The sequence below is a fragment of the Rhodococcus sp. IEGM 1351 genome, from assembly GCF_030056875.1.
Classification (GTDB): Bacteria; Actinomycetota; Actinomycetes; order Mycobacteriales; family Mycobacteriaceae; genus Rhodococcus_F; species Rhodococcus_F opacus.
Genome location: NZ_JASHKU010000068.1, coordinates 1 through 3,581, shown reverse-complemented (window position 1 = coordinate 3,581; position 3,581 = coordinate 1). Strand labels below are relative to the sequence as shown.

The window sequence follows — 3,581 nt, the reverse complement described above, 5'->3', positions numbered from 1 at the left end:
CCTCCCCCAACCCCAAACCACCCTCAACTACCTCGGCCGCTTCGACTACCCGCCGCACGGGCCCTCGAACGGAACCGGCTGGGAACCGGTAACCAGCATCGAGTTCGACACCACGATCCTCGGAAACGTGCCCGTCACAGCGATTCTCGACGTCAACGCCTACGTCTACGAATCAGGGGGCGTCCCGATCCTGCGCGCCACCTGGGTGTATCCGCCCGGTGTGCTCCCGGCGGCCGACGTCACCGAGCTCACCGACCTGTGGACCGAAGCCCTCACCGCCCTCGCCGACCACATCAGCCGACCCGGCGCCGGCCGGCTCACCCCCAGCGACCTCGACCTCGTCCACCTCGACCAAACCACCCTCGACGCACTCCACCACCACTACCCCACCCTCACCGACGTCTGGCCCCTCACCCCCTTGCAGGCCGGTCTGCTGTTCCACCACGAACTGACCAGCCAGGCCCTCGACACCTACGTCGTGCAACTCGTCCTCGACATCGACGGACCCCTCGATCCCGACCGCCTCCGCGACGCCGCGGACACCCTTCTCGGCCGTCACCCGAACCTCCGCGCCGCTTTCGGACACACTCCCGACGGCACACCGATTCAAATCGTCACTCCTGCAGTACTTCCCTGGAATCACCACGATCTCAGCGACGAACGCGACGGGACGGTCGCTCACGACATCGTCACCACCGACCGCACCACCGCGTTCGACCTGACCGCGCCACCCCTGCTCCGGCTCACGCTCATCACCCACGGACCGACCCACCACCAGATCGCACTCACTCATCACCACATCCTGCTCGACGGCTGGTCCACGCCCCTTCTCCTGCACGAACTCCTCCAGTTGTACGAGCACCACGCCGACCCCGGCGCCGTGCCTCGACCCCTCCCGTATCGCCGCTACCTGGAGTGGCTCACCCAGCAGTCCCTCGAGGAGAGCCGGGCCGCGTGGGCCGACGTCCTCGACGGACTCGAGGGACCGACGATCCTGCTGCCGTCCGCGCGCGGCCGCGTCCCATCCACGTTCCCCGAGGAGTATCGGGTCTCGCTGTCAAGGGAGCACACCGATGGGTTGTGGACCGTGGCCCGCACCCACGACCTCACCCTCCACACCATCCTCGACACCGCCTGGGCCCTCGTCCTCGCCACCCACACCGGCACTACCGACATCACCTTCGGCACCACCGTCTCCGGACGCCCACCCCACATCCCCGGCATCGAAACCATGATCGGACTCTTCATCAACACCATCCCCGTCCGCATCACCCTCCACCCCACCGACACCCTCACCACCCTCCTCCACCACACCCACACCACCCACACACAACTCCTCGACCACCACCACCTCCCCCTCACCCACATCCCCAACCCCCACGCCACCACCTTCGACACCATCACCGTCCACGAGAACTACCCCCACCACACCACCACCCCACCCACCGACCTCACCATCACCACCACCTCCGCCACCGACGCCACCCACTACCCCCTCGCACTCGCCACCACCACCACCGACACCACACTCCACCTCAAGTTCGAGTTTCTGCCGGAGTTCCTCAGCCGCAACGACACCGAGGCGATCGCGGCCCACATGTGCCGGGCACTGGAGGTCATCGCGACGGCACCGGAGACGACCGTCGCGTCGGTGCGACTTCTCGGCGACGACGAGTTCCGCGCGCTCGCGCCCGTGCGCGGTGGTCCCGCACCCGCCACCCGCACGCTCGCCGCGATCGTCACCGACGCCGCAGCCCTCGATCCGGACGCCGTCGCGCTCGAGGACTCCGGTCGCGCGGTGAGTTACCGCGACCTCGACGAGGCGTCGAACCGGCTCGCGCGCCTGCTGATCACGCACGGCGCCGGCCCGGAACGCTACGTTGCCCTGGCGATTCCGCGTTCCGTCGACTCGGTGCTCGCGGTCTGGGCGATCGCCAAGACCGGGGCGGCTTTCCTCCCGATCGACCCGGGCTATCCCGCCGCACGCATCGCCGACATGTTCGCCGATTCGGGTGTCGCGCTCGGCGTCACACTGACACCGCAACGTGAGCGGCTCCCGGACACGGTGCCGTGGCTCGTCCTGGACGAACCCGGGACGATCACGACGGTCGAACAACAGTCGAGCGGTGCCCTCGGTGACGCCGATCGCCGCGGGCCATTGCTACCCGACCATCCCGCGTACCTGATCTACACGTCCGGATCGACCGGTGTCCCGAAAGGCGTGGTGGTTCCGCACCGCGGGCTGGCCACGCTGGCCGCGGCGCAGGCGGCCGGCCTCGGTCCGGGGCGGCACTCGCGCGTGCTCCACTTCTCGTCACCCTCGTTCGACGGATCGGTGTTCGACTACCTTCTGGCGTTCGGCTGTGGCGCGACTCTGGTGATCAGCCCGCCGACCATCGTCGGCGGCACGGAACTGTCCCGCTTCGTCGCCGCCCAACGGGTGACGCATGCCTTCGTCCCGACTGCCGCACTAGCCTCGGCCGATCCCGACGACCTCGACGGATACGACGGGTTCGGCGAAATTCTCGTGGCCGGAGAAGCGTGTCCGCCCGGTCTGGTGACCCGGTGGTCCCGTGGCCGGGCTCTGCGGAACGGCTACGGCCCCACCGAAACCACCGTGATGTCCAATATCAGCGCGCCGCTCACACCCGGGTCCGAAGTGACGATCGGCGGCCCGGTCGCCGGTGCGGACGAAGTGGTGCTGGATGCGCGGCTGCAGCCGGTCCCGGACGGCGTTCCGGGTGAGTTGTACATTGCCGGGTCAGGTCTGGCCCGCGGATACCACCGGAGGCCGGGCCTGACCGCAGGACGCTTCGTCGCCGCTCCATACGGGCCGGCGGGCGAGCGGATGTACCGGACCGGCGACATCGTCCGCTGGGTCGCCGACACGTCCGGCGGTCGGGTGGTCGAGTACCTCGGCCGCGCCGACTTCCAAGTGAAGGTGCGCGGGTTCCGCATCGAACCCGGCGAGATCGACTCCGTCCTCGGCGACCACCCGGACGTGGAATACGCCGCGACACTCACCCGCACCGGGCCCGCCGGGGACCCGATCCTCGTCTCCTATGTCGTCGGTTCCGCGGAGCTCGCCCCGGCACGACTCTCTGCCTATCTCACCGAACGACTTCCGGCGCACATGGTGCCCGGTGCGATCGTGCCGATCGACCGGATCCCGCTGACCCCCGTCGGCAAACTCGATCGCGCCGCGCTGCCCGCTCCCCGGTTCGACTCCCCGGCCGATCCCGCGCACCGACCGACGTCGCCCGTCGAGGAGACCGTCGCGAACGCGTTTGCGGCCGTTCTGGGGCTCGAGCACGTCGGTGTCGACGACAACTTCTTCGAGGCGGGCGGAAACTCGCTGACGGCGACACGGGTGGTGGCGCGGGTCAATTCGATGCTGCACACCCACATCGACGTCCGGACCGTGTTCGAGGACCGGACACCACGGGTCCTGTCCACCCACCTCGACCACGACTCGAACGATGCCCCGTTGCCGGTGCCCACTCCGGGGAACCAACCCGAGTTCGTGCCGTTGTCGCCCGCCCAGCAACGCATCTGGTTCCTCAACCAATACGACACCACCA

General features: G+C 68.7%; 1 protein-coding gene. It reads left to right on the top strand.

Annotated features, from left to right (window positions below; genetic code table 11):
• A partial coding sequence (locus QM806_RS40725; RefSeq protein ID WP_283295023.1) for a non-ribosomal peptide synthetase occupies nucleotides 1-3,581 on the top strand: 3,581 nt, incomplete at both ends.